3 protein-coding genes are annotated in these 3,812 nt (G+C 36.5%); all 3 read right to left on the bottom strand.

Annotated elements, in window-relative coordinates:
• A partial coding sequence (locus IAE51_RS11960; protein ID WP_200095646.1) for a MucBP domain-containing protein occupies positions 1-1,369 on the bottom strand: 1,369 nt, incomplete at its 3' end.
• A 179-nt stretch (positions 1,370-1,548) separates the two neighbouring features.
• Complete coding sequence (locus IAE51_RS11955; RefSeq protein ID WP_200095645.1) at positions 1,549-2,853, bottom strand: ParM/StbA family protein; 1,305 nt, start codon at positions 2,851-2,853, stop codon at positions 1,549-1,551.
• Between the two features lie 136 nt (positions 2,854-2,989).
• A partial coding sequence (locus IAE51_RS11950; RefSeq protein ID WP_200095644.1) for an LPXTG cell wall anchor domain-containing protein occupies positions 2,990-3,812 on the bottom strand: 823 nt, incomplete at its 5' end.

The raw sequence follows: 3,812 nt of genomic DNA, 5'->3' as shown, positions 1-3,812 counted from the left end.
TTAAGGAGTCACTATCGGAAACTGAATTACTCACGCTATCACTCGTAGAGCTACTATCCGAATCACTTAAGGAGTCACTATCGGAAACTGAATTACTCACGCTATCACTCGTAGAGCCACTATCCGAATCACTTAAAGAGTCACTATCGGAAACTGAATTACTTTCACTATCACTTGTAGAGTCACTTGTACTATCACTTAGGCTCTCTGAATCAGACTCCGAACTCCCAAATGTATAAACATATGTAACTTCCTGATCATTAACTGTGTAAACCCCAGTAGTGGAAGCATTGTCTTGTACTTCTTTAAAAGTATAGTTGGAGATTTCTTTTTGTTCCGTACTCCAGGGTGTATCTAAATCTCCAGACTGGACGACATCATCAGCTATCGGCTTTCCTGACTCATCTATATAGTGAGCGATAACTGTTCCTTGGGCGACAGTATAGTCGAAACTCGTCAATTGAAATTGTTGGAGATTAGTATGTGTCCCAGTTGATGCAGTTATGGCGAACGACATTGCCGTGGAGCCATTTAAAAATGAACTAACATCTTGGCGCCATGTTTGACCATCATAGTTAATAGTCATATTTGTTCCATCATAGTATACTTCTATGTCTTTGAACTCATTGTTAGAGGGCTCTGAAATTTGTTTAGAACCATTTGAAATTGTATTAGCAGTACCACTTGTCCCATCTACAAAGGCCCCAAAAGCTACTCCTTTACCATGTTCAGGTCCAAATTGTTCTGGGTCAGGAGTGTAACCAAGAGATTCTCTTGCGTTGAAGAAAGTATCTAGTTTGAATCCAAAAGCTCCCTTAATTCCCCCGAATCCCATTGATCCGCCTGTATAACCAATAATATCATTATCACCTGGTTGAAAAACGAATGAAACTCCATCTGCTCCACCATTTTTTTGAGATTTGTCTCCAAGATTGACTTTTCCTTTTAAATCAAAAGTCTTCATCATATTGACTTTCGTATTTAAAATAGTGTTTCCAGCTAGCCCGGTCGCGTCTGGCGTAAGAGTTGCTATGTCATCTGTTATACTCGCAGATCCATTTGGATTAAAATTGGCACCATATTCAGTACCATCAATGTGAGTCGCTTTAGTCGTTCCTATTGCTGCCGGAATAGTTGTACTCTTCTGGCTAACTAAAAGTTGACTCGTACTATCGACCTCCTTCGCTTGACTATCATCTGAACTTATGGTATCCGCTTTGATCATCGGTACCGCAATACTACCGCCTCCTAAGATACTCGCAATCCCTGTAATCGTCGCATACATCCACGTTTTTTTCCGCTTATAGGAGCGATACCGCTCATGCTTATCAGAGTTTAACATTTTTTTAATATTATTTTTTCTTGACATTAATTCTCCTTTAATTTCATTCCACTAATTTAAATTTCTTGAATATCTTTACACTACCTAATAGATCCTAATTATCACATTCAAAAAGAAATAATTGAGCCTTCAGATAAAAATTTCCTCAGGAATGGATATTTTTATCACCCCCTCTCAGGCTACCGTATGAGTTGCACTCTTTTTTCTTAAAGTTTGATCAAGTCTTTTTTATTCACGTATAGATTTTTCTCTCCTGATGGGTACTCTATTGTATATGAAGGTGCTTCACCCTGTCCTTCATTAACTTCTGTCACTCTTCCTTCCCAAGTTCTACGACTTTTTAAATCATAACCATTGGCTTCAGAAATCGCTGTTTCAGAAATCATTACTCTATCTCCAAGTTTTAAACTTCTCTTCTCATTTTCTGATTCCTCACCATTTTGATGTGATTTATCGGAAAGGGGATAGCTTTTCAAATATTCATAAAATCCTCTAACATTTGCGGTTTCAGGATGATCTGGAATCCATATTTCTTGCCCAAGTTGAGAATAATTAGTTTGTTCCAGTAGATTTGCCCCGCCTCCTGTAAGAATTACTAAGTCTATATTATTAAATGCTTGTCCTGAATAAATCACCTCTTCAAAACGACGCTTTCCATAGTTTTTAATTTCTTTTTGAAAAAGAGAGGTCAAGTCTTTCTCAGTATTTACTCCTACTCTCATTTTATAGTTTTTTGAAATTAACATTTCTTGAATATTTATTGGATTATTTCTACGATTATTATTAATCCCTTTAGTTTTTATTTTATCGACTAATAAGCGAATTAATCGGTTAACTCCCATGGTATCTTGGTTGGTCTCCCTTTGTTGGAAGCCATCGTACACCGTACGTAATCGTGTCATTCCCCCATAATCAATAACCAAGGTTCTTACATCTGGAGAAATCCCTCCCTCCATTTTTTCAAAAAGGAATAGTGAGCCGAATTCTTGAGGCAGTAATTCAACATTCCTCACTTCAAATTCAAATGGTACATTATCAATAAATACAACATGCTCTCCGATCAACCATTTAATCAATTCAAAGTCTTGAGCTGCTATAGAAACATATTCATCATCAGGCATTCCCATGGCAAGGGATAATACAACCTTATCCGCTAGTTCATGGTCATATAATTCTTCGACATACTTTGCAATTGCAAAGAGAACAAGCTTTTTGTAGAGTTGGTTATCATATCTTGATTCACCAGTACCATTAGTATCAATAACTGCTTGTCCAAACTTAAAAATATTTTTTCCCCAAACATAGCAGCTTTCTTCATTATTTTGTTCTAATGAAAATATTTCGAACCCATTTTCTTCTAAGTAGTTAATATTATTACTAAATACATAGGAAACTTCCTCATATCTTGCCAAGGAGGCAGGATAGATCATTGGCTGTTCTTGCCCATCTCCAACTACTTTCACAAGTTTATTGCCTATGTCAATTCCTAATTTGTAGATTTTATCTGTCATTCATTTACCCTCTATTTCTTTTTAAATAAATAGTCCTATTCCAGCATAAATTTTGGAACAGGACTATTTTTCTATGAACAAGTAAAATAATCAAGTTACTTAATTACGGCCAATCGTTAATTTAAAAACTGATTTGTTACTTCTTTACTTTTCCTTTTTTTCTTTTCTTTGAGGTCGCTGCTGCTAATATTCCCAATCCAACGATCATTCCACCTACTCCAGCTAAGGGACTATCTTCCACTCCTGTTTTAGGAAGAGCACCTGATCCAGTGTTAGAACCAGGGGTAGTAGTATGATTACCACTACTATTTCCTGAATCACTATCCGGTATAAATTCACTATCAGAAGTAGATTCAGAATCGCTTAAAGAATCACTACTGCTATCAGATACTGAGTCTGAGATTGAATCGCTTAGAGAATGACTATCTGAAAGTGAATCACTTAATGAATTGCTATCTGAAAGTGAATCACTCAGAGAATCGCTATCTGAGATTGAATCGCTTAAAGAATGACTATCTGAAAGTGAGTCACTTAAGGATTCACTATCTGAAAGTGAGTCACTTAAGGATTCACTATCTGAAAGTGAATCACTCAGAGAATCGCTATCTGATAATGAATCACTTAGAGAATCACTGTCTGAGATTGAATCACTTAATGAATTGCTGTCTGAAAGAGAATCGCTTAGAGAATGACTATCTGAAAGTGAATCACTTAATGAATTGCTGTCTGAAAGCGAGTCACTTAATGAATTGCTGTCAGAGATTGAATCAGAAGTTGATGCACTATCAGAGACTGAGTCAGAGATTGAATCAGAAGTTGATGCACTATCAGAGACTGAGTCAGAAATTGAATCCGAAGTTGAGTTGCTATCAGAGACTGAGTCAGAAATTGAATCCGAAGTCGAGTTGCTATCAGATACTGAATCAGAGATTGAATCCGATGTTGATGCACTATCAGAT

Source organism: Lactococcus sp. S64, from assembly GCF_016516525.1.
Taxonomy (GTDB): domain Bacteria; phylum Bacillota; class Bacilli; order Lactobacillales; family Streptococcaceae; genus Lactococcus; species Lactococcus lactis.
This window is presented reverse-complemented; position numbering and strand designations above follow the sequence as displayed.

Coding starts and splice junctions, on each gene's coding strand:
- IAE51_RS11955 (WP_200095645.1), bottom strand. CDS start 2,853: ATGACAGATAAAATCTACAAATTAGGAATTGACATAGGCAATAAACTT.